13 protein-coding genes are annotated in these 16,139 nt (G+C 41.6%); 7 read left to right on the top strand and 6 right to left on the bottom strand.

Features of this window, described 5'->3' with window-relative positions; translation table 11 throughout:
• Positions 1–12 precede the first annotated feature (12 nt).
• Positions 13–2,643 carry a C1 family peptidase gene (locus FYJ75_RS08580; RefSeq protein ID WP_154430043.1) on the top strand — a complete coding sequence of 877 codons (2,631 nt, stop codon included), beginning with the start codon at positions 13–15 and terminating at the stop codon, positions 2,641–2,643.
• A 62-nt stretch (positions 2,644–2,705) separates the two neighbouring features.
• Here FYJ75_RS08580 and FYJ75_RS08585 read toward each other — a convergent pair whose 3' ends face one another.
• The 6 genes from FYJ75_RS08585 to FYJ75_RS08610 all read right to left on the bottom strand — a co-directional run bounded on the left by FYJ75_RS08585 (position 2,706) and on the right by FYJ75_RS08610 (position 9,134).
• Positions 2,706–4,151, bottom strand: coding sequence for a flippase (locus FYJ75_RS08585; RefSeq protein ID WP_154430044.1), 1,446 nt, complete (start codon positions 4,149–4,151; stop codon positions 2,706–2,708).
• Between the two features lie 3 nt (positions 4,152–4,154).
• Entirely contained in the window at positions 4,155–4,763 is a 609-nt protein-coding gene (gene rfbC, locus FYJ75_RS08590; protein ID WP_154430045.1) for a dTDP-4-dehydrorhamnose 3,5-epimerase, read from the bottom strand.
• Between the two features lie 32 nt (positions 4,764–4,795).
• A complete protein-coding gene (gene rfbD / locus FYJ75_RS08595) occupies positions 4,796–5,806 on the bottom strand; it encodes a dTDP-4-dehydrorhamnose reductase (protein ID WP_154430046.1) in 1,011 nt (336 codons plus the stop codon).
• Between the two features lie 29 nt (positions 5,807–5,835).
• Positions 5,836–6,855, bottom strand: a complete 1,020-nt coding sequence (rfbB, locus tag FYJ75_RS08600) for a dTDP-glucose 4,6-dehydratase (RefSeq protein ID WP_154430047.1) — start codon at positions 6,853–6,855, stop codon at positions 5,836–5,838.
• 53 nt (positions 6,856–6,908) lie between these two features.
• On the bottom strand, positions 6,909–7,805 hold the full coding sequence (gene rfbA / locus FYJ75_RS08605) for a glucose-1-phosphate thymidylyltransferase RfbA (protein ID WP_154430048.1): 897 nt from the start codon (positions 7,803–7,805) through the stop codon (positions 6,909–6,911).
• Positions 7,806–7,925: 120 nt separating this feature from the next.
• On the bottom strand, positions 7,926–9,134 hold the full coding sequence (locus tag FYJ75_RS08610) for a MerR family transcriptional regulator (protein WP_154430049.1): 1,209 nt from the start codon (positions 9,132–9,134) through the stop codon (positions 7,926–7,928).
• Positions 9,135–9,374: 240 nt separating this feature from the next.
• Here FYJ75_RS08610 and FYJ75_RS08615 point away from each other — a divergent pair, with 240 nt between their 5' ends.
• The 6 genes from FYJ75_RS08615 to FYJ75_RS08640 all read left to right on the top strand — a co-directional run bounded on the left by FYJ75_RS08615 (position 9,375) and on the right by FYJ75_RS08640 (position 16,024).
• Complete coding sequence (locus FYJ75_RS08615) at positions 9,375–11,099, top strand: phospho-sugar mutase (RefSeq protein ID WP_154430050.1); 1,725 nt, start codon at positions 9,375–9,377, stop codon at positions 11,097–11,099.
• 136 nt (positions 11,100–11,235) lie between these two features.
• Positions 11,236–11,436 (top strand): DNA-directed RNA polymerase subunit M, encoded by a 201-nt coding sequence (locus FYJ75_RS08620; RefSeq protein WP_154430051.1) that lies wholly within the window; start codon positions 11,236–11,238, stop codon positions 11,434–11,436.
• Positions 11,437–11,465: 29 nt separating this feature from the next.
• Positions 11,466–12,605, top strand: coding sequence for an LCP family protein (locus FYJ75_RS08625; RefSeq protein ID WP_154430052.1), 1,140 nt, complete (start codon positions 11,466–11,468; stop codon positions 12,603–12,605).
• Between the two features lie 69 nt (positions 12,606–12,674).
• Entirely contained in the window at positions 12,675–13,883 is a 1,209-nt protein-coding gene (locus tag FYJ75_RS08630; RefSeq protein WP_154430053.1) for a UTP--glucose-1-phosphate uridylyltransferase, read from the top strand.
• A 147-nt stretch (positions 13,884–14,030) separates the two neighbouring features.
• Positions 14,031–15,452 (top strand): S1C family serine protease, encoded by a 1,422-nt coding sequence (locus FYJ75_RS08635; protein WP_154430054.1) that lies wholly within the window; start codon positions 14,031–14,033, stop codon positions 15,450–15,452.
• Positions 15,453–15,613: 161 nt separating this feature from the next.
• Positions 15,614–16,024 (top strand): GtrA family protein, encoded by a 411-nt coding sequence (locus tag FYJ75_RS08640; RefSeq protein ID WP_154430055.1) that lies wholly within the window; start codon positions 15,614–15,616, stop codon positions 16,022–16,024.
• Positions 16,025–16,139: the final 115 nt, after the last annotated feature.

Genomic DNA, 16,139 nt, shown 5'->3' on the forward strand with positions numbered 1-16,139 from the left:
GAGGTATGAAAAATGAAAGGAAAAAAATTATTAGCACTGTTACTTGGTGTGACACTTTTGATGTCACCGGTTCAGTATGCACAGGCAGAAGGGGAGACAGAAGCACCTGTGAATCAGGAGGAACACGCCAGTGGATATATCGAGAGTGATCTCGATCAGAACACTCCGGTATATATGCCGATGGCAAGAGCAGCAGCTGCAATACCATCTGCGTTTCCGACTGATATAGAGGCGATGAAGGAGAAGTATCCGGACAACAGAAATCAGAATCCATATGGAACCTGTTGGGCATTTGCATCTATGGGACTTGCGGAGTTTGATCTGATCAATGATGGAACTGCAAACAGGAATGTTGATTTCAGTGAACTTCAACTGGCGTATTTTACGTATAATTTTGTGCAGGATCCATTAGGTGGAACAGAAGGTGATTCGGCTCAATATTATAATGAAAATACGGATACAAATTATCTGAATCGTGGAGGCAATTTTGAATATGCCTCAAGAAGACTCAGTCAGTGGATCGGTGCAGTAGACGAATCGAACGTTCCATATGATAAGGCAGCTGATACATTAACAAAGGGGTTGCCGGAGGAATATGCATACGGATATAATAAAGCACATCTGGAGAATGCATATGATATTAATATTAAGGCGAATTCCAATGAGGTAAAGACACAGATTATGCAGCATGGTGCTGTTGGGGCGATGTATTATCATAATGATGACAATATGAATTATAATACCAGTACTTATCCGGCGTATTATGATCCTGCAAAAACAGGAGGCGGTCATGCTATTATGATCGTTGGCTGGGATGACAATTATTCAAAGGCGAATTTTATAGGAGAAACAAAGCCGCAGAACAATGGTGCATGGCTGATCCGAAACAGCTGGGGATTTCAGTGCAGCTACTTCTGGATGTCTTATGAGAATGCATCCCTGATGAATGCAGCGTGGGTATTTGACTTTAATGCGAATGATGGATATGACAATAACTATCAGCTGGATGGGGGAATTGAGACATATAAATGTTCAAAGGAAAAAGTCGCAAATGTTTTTACGGTTCAACAGAAACATGGCGTTGAATCGGAACTTTTAAAAGCAGTTTCGCTATCAATGACCCATGAGACAGGTGTAGGTTACACGATTGAAATTTATACCGATCTGCAGGATGCAGAGGATCCTACAAGCGGAATGAAACAGGAGACTGCTACGACAAGCGGAACAACAACATATGCAGGAATATACACGATTCCACTTCAGAATTCAGTAAGACTTACACCGGGAACCACATTTTCTGTTGTTGTGACCTGTGATCAATCAGCAATTGACCAGGAACAGGCCACTTCTATGGCAAATGGTGATAAAATGGTCTGGGAAAGGAAGGTAAGTAGGGGGAATAATAAGAGTTTTTATTATGCATATAACAGATATAATGCAGAGCCAGAAGGCAATTACTGTATCAAAGCATTTACTTCCAACAATGCAATGAATGATGCAGAAATGGTTGCAGATGCAAAGAAAGCAGTAACAGACAGTCTGAACGACATAATTGGAAGCAACAGTCTGACCAGAGAGGGGACACAGGGAAAAATATCTGACTCATTGACCAAAGCAGGAATTACAGACGTTACAATCACTGTAGGAGAATGGAATAAGGTTGATGCAACGATAGACGCAGATGGTAATATTACCGCAACGGTTACGATTCAGTATGGAACTGCTGTAGATACGGTGCAGCTGAATAAAGTGATTGCAAAGCTTGCGTTACCAGAAAGCAGTTCGATTAATGCGGTATACGGGAAAACACAGGTAGGAGAGAATCTTTTGGGTGCAGATCTGACAGTTGACAATAAGAAACTGATCGAGAATCTGAATGCGCATGTGTTTACAACGGAGGAAAAGAACTGGATTGCCAATGGGGCATCGGTTCAGATCTATTCTAATATCAATAATATAACAGATTCTGTTGGAGAAACAGATCAGAAGCTGATTGATGCGATACGGAAGAAAGACCAGAAAATTGGATTATATCTGGATATTTCAGTTGGTATGAGAATGCTCGACAATAACGGAAACGAGATTGCCGGATCGAACCGTTTGATCCATGAACCACATACAGAGTTTACAGGTGTAACAGCATTGCCGGATGAGTTGATATCCAAAGATGCAACGAAGACAAGAACTTATGAGGTGATTCGTATCCATGATGGAAAGGCGGAAGTGATCCCTTCTGATTTTCATGCTGATACAAAAACCATTTCATTTACAACGGATAAGTTTTCAACCTATGCAGTTGCGTATCTCGATACGGACAAGTCCGGAAGTTCGGGAGGTTCTGGAACAGGAGAGAGTACAGAACCTGGCAGCGGAACTGGCACGAATCACAATTCAGACATGAATGCAGATGAGAATACATCGAAGAATTCCGGTGAGAATTCGAAAAATAACTTAGAAAATAATTCACAAAACAAAGCAGAAAATAATGCGGGAAAAGATACTCCGGATACATCAAAAGTAAAGAGCCCGGATACGATGGACAATAATGTTCTTGCTTTCTGGCTGATTGCGACAGCTTTGACCGGAGCTGGAATGTTTTTTATTGAGAGTAAAGAGCGAAAGAAAGAAAATAAAGAAGCTTAAAACGTAAAAAGAGCAAAGAAAAGGTGGATGTCTTGATCATCCACCTTTTGTTTTAGAGTCTTTTATTTATGGCGTAATTTCTGCAATACCTGTTTGGCATAGGCAAAAAAGAACTGATCTTTCAAAATGAAAAGTGCAATAAAGTATACGATTGCACCAGAGAAGATCATAATGCAGGAGTGCAGTACAGAAGGACTCAGATAGTGATTTTCAAAGAAAAGCACAAGTAACATGCATGCACCTGCCAGCAGGTATTTTACGGATTGTGCCATGATTCTGGTAAAGGAAAGCTCATTCCGGATAAAATACAGCTGTGTCAGCGTGATCACTGCTTCTGCAGCTACGGAAGCGATAGAAGCTCCGATGGAATACAGCTTTGGAATCAGGATCAGGTTGCAGATAAAATTGACTACGGCTCCAATAATAACGGTAGCTGTCAGAAGACGTTCCCGCTTGGTCGTAACAAAATACTGGATACCGGTGACGTTGCTGAGACCAATGATAATGATCAGAAGACCGAGAATTGGAAGCAGCACGTTGATCTTATCATAGCCTTTTCCATAGAACCATGGAACCAGATTCTGTGAGATGCCGATCAGTCCAAAGCTTAATGGCACACCGAGAAACCAGACAAAATTATAACTCTGATAAGTCAGTTCCTTAACTTTATCCATGTTTTTCTGATTGAAATAATAACCCATGCGGGGAATCATGACAGCACCAAGCGCTGTGACCAGAGTCAGCGCGGTTTTGGAGATCTTAAGCGCCTGTTCGTAGTATCCGTTTTCGAAGTTATTGGAGAAAAGGCCGATCATTGTCTTATCGAATACAGTATAAATTGACATTGCAACGGATGGAATGAACAAAGCCAGCGTCGGTTTCAGATGCCGCATTGGGTGAAGCTCTTTCCATACAGGGCGGTCAATGTATTGTGGCAGATAAAACCAGATCGATAAATTGCTTGCAAGAGCAAGCAGAACCATTCCGGCAACATAGAGGAAGAGATCATCTTTGTCCCGGACTGCAGTAAAAATAAATACAATATTGATCACTTTAAACAGCATATTCCGAAACATGACTTTTCCAAATTCTTCCATTCCCTGAAGAAGCCAGGCAATATCGAAAGCAACGCAGACGATACTGATTGTCTGGATTGCATAAAGCGAAAAACGGCTTCGGTCACAGAATAGAAGAAAGATCAGATAAGCTGCGGTACAGATTCCGGTGCTTAGAAAACTGAGCAGTTCAATCTCCCAGAAGAGTTTGCTCCTTGCCTTACGATCGTCCTGAAGATAGGAAATCTCACGGTTGCCGTAGGTCAGTGTTCCAAGGACAGCTACCATGGAGAAGTAAGTGACAACAGAAGCCGTAAAGCTGTAATCACCAATTCCATCAGCTCCGAGGACTCTGGATACATAAGGCGTAGTAATTAAAGGAGTTATCAGGCTCAGCACCTGATAACTCACATTATAGATATAATTCAGTTTAAGACTTTTCTGTTTTGCCATACATTAAAATTTAAAGGTGTCTTTCAGACCAACCCATTTCTGATCTTTGTCACTTAAGTTTAAAGGTGTTCCGTCGGAAAGAGTATATCCTTCACCGGAAGCAGTACCTTTGTACTCACCAACAAGCTGTGGCCATTCGATTCCGATTTCCGGATCATTCCATGCCATTCCGCCTTCATCACCCGGATGATAAAAATCAGTACATTTATAGCAGAACTCTGCAAGATCAGATAATACCAGGAAGCCATGTGCAAATCCTTCCGGAATATAGAACTGTTTCTTGTTTTCTTCGGTAAGTTCTACACCAAACCATTTTCCATATGTTTTGGAGTCACCACGGAGATCAACAGCTACATCGAATACGCTTCCTTTTACAACACGTACTAATTTACCCTGTGGAAACTGTTTCTGGAAATGTAATCCACGAAGTACGCCTTTGGTGGAAGAGGACTGGTTATCCTGAACGAATTCCATATCAAGTCCTGCTTCTACCATATCGTTTTTATTGTAAGTCTCCATGAAGTATCCTCTTGCATCTCCATGAACTGCTGGTGTGATTACGCATAATCCTTCGATTCCACCAACATTTTTTTCAACTGTAATCTGTCCCATGACGATAATCCTTCTTTCTTAATGATAATCTTTTAAAAATCAAGTTCTTTCAAATAACGTTCAACGGCATCCTGCCAGGTAGGAAGTGGAGTGAATCCGTTTTCTTCCAGTTTCTTTTTGTCCAGCCGGCTGTTAAAAGGTCTTGCAGCCTTGGAAATTCCATATTCAGCAGTTGTGACCGGTGTTACAGTAAGACGGTCTTCGGAATATTCGCTATGACCCTGGGCAACAGCCTGACGAAAGATCTCTTTGGTAAAATCATACCAGCTGATATATCCGGTCTTGCAGCCTGTGTTACCAGCATCAGTTACTTCGGAGTTGGTTGCATGATAATAACCGTATTTGTCCGTTACGATCATGTCACATAACAGTTTTGCAAGGTCAAAGGTATATGTCGGAGTTCCAATCTGGTCATCGACAACGGTAAGTTTATCGTGTGTTTTGCCGACATTTAACATTGTTTTGATAAAGTTCTTTCCGTTCTTTCCAAATACCCATGCGATACGTACGATGAAATATTTTTCCAGATTCCCCGATACGGCAAGTTCGCCGGCAAGCTTTGTTTCACCATATACATTTAATGGTGCATAATCTTTGCAGTCCGGTTCCCATGGGGTAGTTCCCTGACCGTTGAATACATAGTCGGTAGAGATATACATCATTTTGCATCCGTTTGGCTGACTCTGATCTAATTTCTTTACTGCTTTGGCAAAATTTTCAGTACCTACAGTATTTACCATACGTACCTTTTCTTTTTTGTCATCGTCTTCAGCGAGATCAACCGCTGTCCAGGCTGCACAGTGGATGACAACATCCGGTGCAGCTTCGGCTAAAACACGGTCAACAGCAGCAGTATCTGTGATATCCAGAGAAACGTATGGTGTTTTTGTGACAGCAGTACCGTCCTGGGCACCATTGTATTCCGGAGCCAGATCAGATCCGATGCAGGAGAAGCTGCCTTTTCCTTCTGCAGTACGTTTCATTAATTCATTGATTACATCGTGGCCTAACTGACCAGCGACACCTGTTACAAATACTTTCATTGATTGTCTCCTTTTTGGAAAAAGAGTGATTAGCGATTTCCGTACATTTTTTCATAATAATTCTGGTATTCACCGGAGATGATGGTTTCCCACCATTCTTTATGCTCAAGATACCATTTGATGGTCTTCTTGATACCATCTTCGAATTTGGTTTCTGGTAACCATCCAAGTTCATTGTGGATCTTGGTTGGATCGATTGCATAACGCATATCGTGGCCTTTACGGTCAGCAACATGTGTGATAAGGCTTTCTGGTTTACCTAATTCTTTACAGATGATCTTAACGATTTCAATGTTTGTTTTCTCGTTGTGTCCACCGACATTGTATACTTCACCAACACGGCCTTTGTGAATGATCAGATCGATAGCTTTGCAGTGATCCTCAACGTATAACCAGTCACGTACGTTTAAGCCTTCTCCATATACAGGAAGTGGTTTATCGTTTAATGCGTTGGCAATCATCAGTGGAATCAGTTTCTCAGGGAAGTGATATGGTCCGTAGTTGTTTGAGCAACGGCTGATGGTTACAGGAAGTCCATAAGTTCTGTGGTAAGCCAGTACTAAAAGATCGGCACCTGCTTTGGATGAGCTGTATGGGCTGCTTGTATGGATTGGAGTATCTTCTGTGAAGAATAAGTCAGGTCTGTCGAGTGGAAGATCTCCGTATACTTCGTCAGTAGATACCTGATGATATCTCTGGATACCGTATTTGCGGCATGCATCCATCAGTACAGAAGTTCCGATGATGTTGGTGTCTAAGAAAATCTGTGGATTTTCGATAGAACGGTCAACATGGCTTTCAGCTGCAAAGTTTACGACCATGTCTGGTTTTTCTTCTTCGAATAATTTGTAAACAGCTTTACGGTCTGTGATGCTTTCTTTTACAAAGCGGAAGTTCGGGTTGTCCATAACTGGAGCTAATGTAGATAAGTTACCTGCATAAGTCAGGCAGTCCAGACATACGATACGGTAGTCAGGGTATTTGTTTAACATGTGAAATACGAAGTTTGAGCCGATGAATCCAGCTCCACCTGTTACGATGATTGTCATAATGATTCTCCTTTAAATAGATAATAATATAATTTTTTCGTAGGGTTAATTAATTAGTGAAGGACATCAAGGAATTTTCCGTCTAATACGTCCTTTAAGTACTGTCCATACTGGTTTTTCTTTAATACTTCATAAACTTTCAGTACGTCGTCTTTGGTGATCCAGCCATTTAAGTAAGCAATCTCTTCCAGGCATGCGATCTTTCTGTGCTGGTGGGTTTCCACGGTTTTTACAAAGTTGGTTGCCTCTACAAGACTTTCATGTGTTCCGGTATCAAGCCAGGTGAATCCCTGTCCAAGCAGTTCAACGTTCAGATCCCCGTTCTCAAGGTAAATACGGTTCAGATCTGTGATCTCCAGCTCGCCACGCGCACTTGGTTTTAAGTCTTTTGCATAATCAACGACACGGTTGTCGTAGAAATACAGACCGGTTACACAGTAGTTGCTCTTTGGTTTTTCCGGTTTCTCTTCAATGGAGATGGCTTTGCCGTTTGCATCGAATTCTACGATACCGAAACGCTCCGGATCGTCTACATAATATCCGAATACGGTTGCACCCTTTCCGGATTCTGCATTCTCAACAGCAGCTTTTAATCTCTTCTTCAGACCATGTCCTGCAAAGATATTATCACCGAGTACCATGGCTACGCTGTCGTTTCCGATAAAATCTTTACCGATTACGAAAGCCTGTGCGAGTCCGTCCGGACTTGGCTGTACGGCGTAAGTAAGGTTAACACCATACTGATGTCCGTCTCCTAAAAGCTCCTTAAATCTAGGGGTATCCTGTGGGGTCGAAATGATCAGGATATCGCGGATGCCTGCGTTCATAAGAACAGACAATGGATAGTAGATCATTGGTTTGTCATAGATTGGTAATAACTGTTTGGATGTTACCATCGTCAGTGGGTAAAGGCGTGTACCTGAACCGCCTGCAAGAATAATTCCTTTCAAGATAAAACCTCCTTTTTAACGAATGTTGTCAGTTGCGGATTGCTCCGATGTACTTACTATAACAGATGACGTTACGTCACCTGCAAGCAAAAAATGTTATTTTTCATAAAATCTTAATTTTTATTTGACAGTGAGAAAGATTCCGGCCTCTTTTGTAATGTGAAATCCATGTGTTGTTTTCTTCTCCACAAAAGTCCGGAAATCTTTATACCGGTCAAGGAGATACTGGTTCTGGTTGCCATGGCAGGACAGGATATACTCGATCAGAGGCTCCGCAGAATCCACGATCAGTTCATCCGGATATGTCTGTATCTCAATATTATGGAAAAAAGGATGCAGGATTTCGGCTCCGTTTTCCAGACCAAACTGGTCATACAGTTTGTCCCCGGAGAGAACAATCCTGCTGTCGAATTCCTGCACAAGATCTGTGATCTCTTTCATATGGTGGCTTCCATATGTGCTGCAGAGAAATCTTCCCGATGGTTTCAGCACACGCCAGATTTCTTCGCATACAGCAGGAATGTCTTCACAGTAAAAAAGAACATGGTTTGCAATGACCAGATCAAAGGTGTTTTCTTCATATGGAATATGATCGGCGGGAAAAACCTGAAAACTGAATCGGGCATCCCTGGATATGTTATGTCCCGAATGTGGTAAAAGCATTCGTCTGGCATCACGTATCATACCTCTTGATATGTCGGAGAGAACGATCTGGATGTCTTTTTTCGGGATGAGAGAAGCATTTTCCGACCAGAGAGAACCATTTCCACATCCGATTTCCAATATGTGCATTCCGGGCTGAATCTGACACTGCTCAAATACCCATGGGAACCATCCCTTTTTATTCTGGGAATACAGGTTGTGGAGACGGATGCGTGAAGTAATATTGCTGGCATTCTGGTACTGGCTTTTTAAGGAATTTTCCATGCCGGTCAGATGGATCAGATCAAGCATCTGCTTCCAGTTGATATTCTGATTCTGATCGATGGCGGCAGTCGTATCTTCGATGGCCTTCTGGACGAGCTGCATCTGTTCGATCTTATCCTGAATAAGGGTAAGCTGAAGATCCAGCTGATTCCGGAGAATATGGTAGTCAGCATCTTCAATCGTCAGTTCTTTGATGTCATCCAGTGAGAAACCAAGATATTTTAAAAGCAAAATCTGCTGGAGCTGCACCAGGTCTGCATCTGTGTAGTAACGTGCGCCGGTTGCCTCATTAACATAGGAAGGCTTTAAAATATTCTGTTTGTCATAATAGCGTATGGTACGGACGGTGACATTTGCCATCCGGGCAAATTCTCCGGAGGAATAGTATCCTGGAAGCTTCATGGATTAGGCTCTCACTTTCTAAAAAAATATTCACTATATTATATCATATTTTGGATATAAGAAAATCTTAATAAAATCTTCTCTATAGAAAAACTTTTCAAACAGAAGTTGTTGTGCTAGAATAAGATGAAAAATATGGTAGACAATCGCAAATTATGTATATGTTCTTTAATGGTAGGAAGGAACGGAACTGGTTTGACTATTGGATATTAAACAGTGATATTAGGAGGAATAATAACCATGGATTTTATGAAAGAATATCAGAAATGGTGTACTGATCCATACTTTGATGAGGAGACAAAGGCTGAGCTTGCTGCAATCGCAGATGACAAAGCTGAGATCGAAGATCGTTTTTATCGTACATTAGAGTTCGGTACCGGTGGATTAAGAGGTGTTATCGGTGCAGGAACAAACCGTATGAACATCTATACAGTACGTCAGGCAACACAGGGACTGGCTAATTATATTATTTCCCAGAACGGACAGAATAAAGGTGTTGCAATTGCACATGATTCAAGACGTATGTCACCGGAGTTTACAGAAGAAGCAGCTCTTTGCCTTGCTGCAAACGGAATCAAAGCATATGTATTCCCAAGCCTTCGCCCGACACCGGAATTATCTTTTGCTGTTCGTGAACTTGGATGTATTGCAGGTATCGTAATTACTGCAAGCCACAATCCTCGTGAATACAATGGATACAAAGTATACTGGGAGGATGGCGCACAGATTACACCTCCTCATGATGGAAATATTCTTGCAGAAGTTGCAAAAGTTACTTCTTTTGACATGGTTAAGACAATGGATAAAGACGCAGCAGTTGCAGCAGGTCTTTACAATGTGATCGGTGATGATGTGGACGAGAAGTATTTTGATGCTTTAAGAAAACAGTCCATCCATCCGGAAGTTATCAAAGAAGTTGCAAAAGATATCAAGATCGTATACACACCACTTCATGGTACCGGATTACTTCCAGTTCAGAGAGTGTTAAAAGATCTTGGATTTGAGAATGTATATGTTGAGCCACAGCAGGCAATTGCAGACGGTAATTTCCCTACTGTTGCATATCCAAACCCGGAAGATCCAAAGGCATGGGAGCTTGCACTGAAACTTGCAAAAGAGAAAGATGCAGATCTTGTACTTGCAACTGATCCGGATGCAGACCGTCTTGGTGTATACTGCAAGGATACAAAGACAGGCGAATATGTAAGCTTCACAGGTAATATGTCTGGTATGTTGATCGCAGAGTATATTCTCCGTGAGAGAACAGCAACAGGCACAATGCCAGAGAATCCTGCTCTGATCGAGACAATCGTTACAACAGATATGGCAAAACCAATCGCTGCAGCATACAATGTCAGACTGATCGAGGTATTAACCGGATTCAAATATATCGGTGAGCAGATCAAGATCTTTGATGAGACAGGATGCAACAATTATGTATTTGGTCTGGAAGAAAGCTACGGATGCTTACCAGGAACTTATGCAAGAGATAAGGATGCTCCTGCAGCAGTTACTATGCTTTGCGAGGTCGCTGCTTATTATAAGAAACAGGGCAAAACATTATGGGATGCCATGATCGATATCTACGAGAAATACGGATACTATAAAGAAGGTCTGGCTACGATGACATTAAAGGGAATTGACGGAGCAGCTCAGATCCAGAAGATCATGAGCGATGCACGTGCAAACCTTCCAAAAGAAGTTGGTTCTCATAAGGTTATTGCAGTTCGTGATTACAAAGCAGATACAAGAACAGAGATCGCTACTGGAAAGGTAACTCCAACAGGACTTCCAAATTCCAATGTACTGTACTATGAATTAAGCGACAATGCATGGTGCTGTGTACGTCCTTCCGGAACAGAGCCTAAGATCAAATTCTACTTTGGTGTTAAAGGAGAGTCTCTTAAGGATTCAGAAGAGAAACTCGAGGCACTGAAATCAGCAATGATGAAGATGTTTGAATAAGAACAGATTTACCGAAGAGAAAACAGGCATTTTTTGCCTGATTAAGTGAATTTTCAAGACAAAAATACCCAGCATAAAGAAATTCTCTTTGTGTTGGGTACTCATATATTTGTCAGCACCTGAAGGAGAACACCTTATGATGAAAATTTACATATGTCCGGAATGCGGATGGTTACGGCTGGTATCCAGAAGAAAAGATGTGGAATGTCACAGATGCGGAACCACGCAGATGACACAGACCAATCTTGACTTCGTGAAATACTCGGATATGACAGATCAGGAGCGCAGGGATTATGCGCAGGGATGGCTGTATATTCACCGTAAATCAGGCAATTAGGCAGAAAAGTAAGAGAAAAGGATAAGAATATGGCAAATAATCGCAGAAAGAAAAGAAGGATGAAAAAAAGAAAGAAAGTTCTTCTTTTTGTTTTAGAAATATTGGTCCTCGCAGTTTTACTTGTCGTGTTATATTTCACTAATATTTTAAACAAGATTGATTTTCAGAATATGACAGATAACGAGGCCGGTATCAACGATGATCTGAGTTCTGAGACCGCATTTGCAATGGAGGGATATACAAATATTGCACTGTTTGGTCTGGACAACCGTGGAAGCGGTGATTATGATACCGGTAATTCGGATGCAATTCTGATTGCAAGTATTAACAATGAGAATAAAGAGGTTCGTCTGGTTTCGGTATATCGTGATACGTATCTTAGTGTAGGCGATGGAAAATATTATAAATGCAATTCTGCATATGAACGTGGAGGCGCGAAGCAGGCGGTACAGATGCTGAACTCCAATCTGGATCTTGACATCAAGGATTATGTCAGCGTAGACTGGGGAGCGCTTGTGGAAACAATCGATGATCTCGGTGGTATTGATATTGAGGTTACCGATGAAGAAGTGGACAAGATCAATGAGTATACAGTTGAGATTGTTATGATGACCGGAAAAGAGACAACCCCTCTGACTGAGTCAGGACTGGTTCATCTGGATGGTACACAGGCCACCTCTTATGCGCGTATCCGTAAACTTGCCGGAGACGATTATATGCGTACGGCAAGACAGCGTATTGTATTGCAGGCGATGCTTGAAAAAGCTCAGAAAGCAGATATTGGTACATTGAATAAGGTATGTAATGATGTGGTGGATGATATTTCAACGACACTTACTTTAAAGCAGATGCTGATTCTCGCAAAAGATGTAGGCGCATATAAACTGGTGGAGACAACAGGATTCCCGTTTGAACTGACTACGGCAAGCCTGGATTCCGGAGATACGGTTGTTCCGGTTGAGCTGGAGAACAATGTGTCAGAGCTTCATCAGTGGTTGTTTAACGATGAGGATTATTCGCCATCTCAGACAGTACAGAGTATTAGTGCCAATATTGTGAAGAAGTCCGGTGTGACATTGTCGAATGCAGATGTTGTTAATACAACAAATTATAATAATACCGTGGATCGCAATGGTACTGCAGTTAAGAAAGAAGATGAAGGCGAATAAACAGATGTAAGAACATCTGTATGGTATAAAGGGTATACGTTTTGGGAGTTATTTATTTGAGGAGAAACAATGAATACACAGATTGAAAATAAAATAAAGGCGTCAAATCAGAAGTATTTATCTGGATTGATTGGGAAAACTCTTCCAGAACGCCTGGAAAAACAGTTAGAAGAACTTGACTGGTCTTATCTGGATCTGATTCATGGAGGAAGTCAGAAACGTGGAACATTTGCACCGCTCGGTGCGATGGAGTTAGATGAGATCGCGGCGAAAAAAGAGATTTTTAAAGAAGAGGGATTAAAAGCAATCCGTGCATGCAAGGTGGGAGCGATTCTTCTTGCAGGAGGTCAGGGAACCCGACTTGGATTTGACAAAGCAAAAGGTATGTTTAATATCGGTGTGAATAAGGAACTGTACATTTTTGAACAGCTGATTCGCAATCTGATGAAAGTTACCGATGAAGCAGGAGCATGGGTTCCGCTTTATATTATGACCAGTGAGAAGAACGATGCACAGACCAGAGCCTTTTTTGAAGAACATGCGTATTTTGGATACAATAAGGATTTTGTAAAATTCTTTGTTCAGGCGATGGCACCGGCCGTTGATTTTGACGGTAATTTCCTGATCGAGGCAGAGGATTCCCTTGCATTGTCACCAAATGGTAATGGAGGCTGGTTCACATCTTTCTTAAGATCCGGACTGGATGCCGATATGAAAGCCAGGGGAATTGAGTGGCTCAATGTTTTTGCCGTTGATAATGTGCTTCAGCAGATTGCAGATCCGGTCTTTATCGGAGCGACCATTCTGTCTGGCCGTGTCAGTGGTTCAAAGGTGGTGCGTAAGGCAGATCCTCATGAGAGAGTAGGAGCTCTCTGTCTGGAGGATGGCAAGCCATCGATTGTTGAATATTATGAACTGACCAAGGAGATGGCAGAAGCAACCGATGAGAAAGGTTCTTTATTATATGGATTTGGTGTGATTTTAAATTACATTTTCCGTGTAGATAGGCTGCTTGAGATTGCAGATCGTAAACTTCCGATCCATGTTGTGGAGAAGAAAGTACCTTATATCAATGAGGCTGGCGAGTTTGTGAAACCAGAAGAGCCAAATGCTTATAAGTTTGAGGAATTGATCCTTGATATGGTTTATATGATGGACAATTGCCTGCCGTTTGAAGTTGAGCGTGAAAAGGAATTTGCTCCTGTAAAAAATGCAACCGGAGTAGATTCTGTAGATACAGCCCGGGAACTTCTGAAAAAGAATGGAATTGAAATCTAAGAAAACGGGATGAGAGAGAACACATTCTTATGCCAGATTGTGGCATGAGAATGTGTTTTTTAAAATTTATACAAGATTTTGTCACAATTTGAACACAGATAAAGGTTACACTGTCTTTAGTAAAGAAAAAGGAAGGAGACTTTCATCATGGATAATTGGAACGAAAATAATTTCGATCAGAATAATAACCAGAACCCATATCAACAGCCGGCAGATTCTTATCAGCAATCGGCAAATCAGACTTATAGTGCAGCAGGGCAGCAGGATTACACTTACCAGAATAATCCCTATAGCCAGAAAGCACCAAAGGAGAAAAAAACAAAACATTCTGGTGGAAATGGTTTTGGCGCAAAACTTGCAAAATGTGTAGCAATCGCACTGGTATTTGGACTTGTCGCAGGAGCTGCATTTACCGGTGTAAGTTATTTCGGCGGTAATGCACTTGGAATCAACCAGTCATCTGACAGCTCGGATAAATCTTCCAGAAGCTCGAAAGACTCCGACAGTTCAGACAGCAGCTCATCGGATACAGCAAAGACACTTGCTACAACAAATACCGGAGATGCAACCGATGTGACCGATGTATCCGGAATTGTCGATGCAGTAATGCCGTCAATCGTGGCAATTACAAATACAGGAATCGTCCAGTCCCAGAACTTCTTTGGACAGTCCCAGAGTTATGAGAGCCAGAGTGCAGGATCCGGCATCATCATTCAGGAAGATGATACATATCTGTACATTGCAACAAACAACCATGTTGTAGAAGGAGCAGAGTCATTGACCGTTCAGTTCTGCGATGATTCTACTGTTTCCGCAGAGGTAAAAGGAACGGATGCAAGCCATGACCTTGCGGTTGTTAAGGTTGAAAAGAGTGCAATTGATTCTGATACATTATCTGTAATCAAAGTGGCAACAATTGGTGATTCCACAGCACTTAAAGTTGGTCAGGCAACAATTGCAATCGGTAATGCCCTTGGATATGGACAGTCTGTTACAACCGGTGTTGTCAGCGCACTTGGACGTACAGTATCAACTTCAGACAGCAGCACTGGAACAACAGTGACAAATGATAATCTGATCCAGACGGATGCTGCAATTAACCCTGGTAACAGTGGTGGTGCCCTTTTAAATACAAATGGAGAAGTAATTGGTATCAACTCTGTAAAATATTCCGATACTTCCGTTGAAGGAATTGGTTATGCAATCCCGATGGAAGATGCACAGCCGATCATCACACAGCTGATCACACAGGAGAAAGTAGATGAATCCAAACAGGCTTATCTTGGAATCCAGGGTTATGACGTATCTTCAGATGTAGCAAAGACATACAACATGCCACAGGGAGTTTATGTATATCAGGTACTTTCCGGATCAGCAGCTGAAAAAGCAGGTTTACAGCAGGGAGATATTATTACCAAATTTGACGGAAAAACAGTTGGATCAATGGAAGAACTGCAGGAGACGTTAAGCTATTATGAAGCAGGTCAGAGTGTTAAGATCACAATCTGCAGCAGAGCAAATAATTATCAGGAGCAGGATCTTGATATTACGCTTGGAAGCCGTAATTAATAAAATATCACAATAAAAGCAAATTAATATAAGAAGCGCATATTCCGGACGGATGTGCGCTTTTTTCACAGGACTTGCATAAATCATTCATATAGGTTATAATTGGCGAGTTGCTAGAAGAAGATTATGATTTTAGTTATGAGAGTGAATGAGGAGACAGTATGAGCAGAATTCAGGAGCTGATCCGGCAGTTTTGCAGATTCAGCATGGTAGGAACGCTTTGCTTCGGAATTGATTATGGAGTACTGGTTCTTTTAACAGAGTCCGGATTATGCAGTTACATAGTTGCAAGTGCAATTTCGTATACAACATCCATTATTGTGAATTATATTTTAAGTATGAAATTTGTGTTTAATGGAAGAGAGGATATGCACAAGATCGTAGAACTTATGATTTTTGGCGCGTTGAGTGCTGTTGGACTGGGGCTTACCCAGCTGATCATGTGGTTTACCGTAGAAAGCCTGGGGTTATTTTATATGAGTGCCAAGGTGCTTGCAACCATGGCGGTGACTGTATATAATTTCTTTTCCAGAAAGACATTCTTGGAGCAGCCAGCGCAGGAGATAATATAGAAAGCAGAGGGGGACTGTCCGAGCAGAAATGTTTTGGATGGTCCTTTTGACATCATGCAAAACCCTTAAAAATCCTTAAGAAAATATTAATTGCCTTTATTTCATTAGAAATTAA

The organism is Roseburia porci (assembly GCF_009695765.1).
In the GTDB taxonomy this organism is placed as follows: Bacteria; Bacillota; Clostridia; order Lachnospirales; family Lachnospiraceae; genus Roseburia; species Roseburia porci.